General features: G+C 54.6%; 1 protein-coding gene and 1 pseudogene. One reads left to right on the top strand and one right to left on the bottom strand.

Annotation, left to right across the window (positions count from 1 at the left end; genetic code table 11):
- Nucleotides 1–238 (top strand): annotated as a pseudogene (locus tag EI28_RS13845) (hypothetical protein); the annotation flags it as partial.
- A gap of 82 nt (nucleotides 239–320) precedes the next feature.
- On the opposite strand, the gene eif1A reads toward EI28_RS13845, so the two are convergent.
- Nucleotides 321–668: a translation initiation factor eIF-1A gene (gene eif1A / locus EI28_RS13010; RefSeq protein WP_369792320.1), complete on the bottom strand. Its 348-nt coding sequence runs from the start codon at nucleotides 666–668 to the stop codon at nucleotides 321–323.
- Nucleotide 669 lies beyond the last annotated feature (1 nt).

The raw sequence follows: 669 nt of genomic DNA, 5'->3' as shown, positions 1-669 counted from the left end.
AACGGTGAGGATGAGCCTGGAAGATTCGAGTACGCAGTCGATACCGGTTTGGCCCGGAGACAACGTGACGGTAGAGTATACGGGCGGCTCGTCGGGCGACTACTCGACGGCATGGGAGAACTACCTGACCGGCACCTCGGTCGGGATGGATAAGACCGCCATTGATGGTAAATACGAACGGACCGACGTCAGTAAACTCGTCATAAAAGAGTACAGGATCAAGATTCGCGACATCTAATCTTTTTTTTGAACCCGATACAGCACTTCTGCGGCCGCTGCCCGATTTTCCGGCGGGCAATAGGCTACGGATAAAAAAGATATCAGAGATACCGGTTCTTCCGGAGCCACTCTACCTGGGGTTTCGTGTATCGGTAGACGATATCGCACTTCTCGTCCTGGAAACTCCAGGGGACGATCACCAGAACGTCTCCTTCCCGGATCCAGACTTTCTTCTTGATCTTGCCCTTGATCCGCCCGGTGCGTGTCACCCCGTCAAAGCAGCGGATCTTGATATGGTTTGCCCCGAGCATCAGTTCGGCGCTCCCGAACATCTCCCGATTCCTCTTGTTCGGCAGGCGCACACGGATAACTTCATCCCCCGCTTCCCCTCCATTGGACCCGGGTTTGCGCTTCGTAGGATCTGTCAGTTCATCAACCCCATGTTCCAGA

Source organism: Methanoculleus sp. MH98A, from assembly GCF_000691865.1.
In the GTDB taxonomy this organism is placed as follows: domain Archaea; phylum Halobacteriota; class Methanomicrobia; order Methanomicrobiales; family Methanoculleaceae; genus Methanoculleus.
Note: the sequence above shows the minus strand (reverse complement) of the source record. Positions and strands in the feature narration are given on the sequence as shown.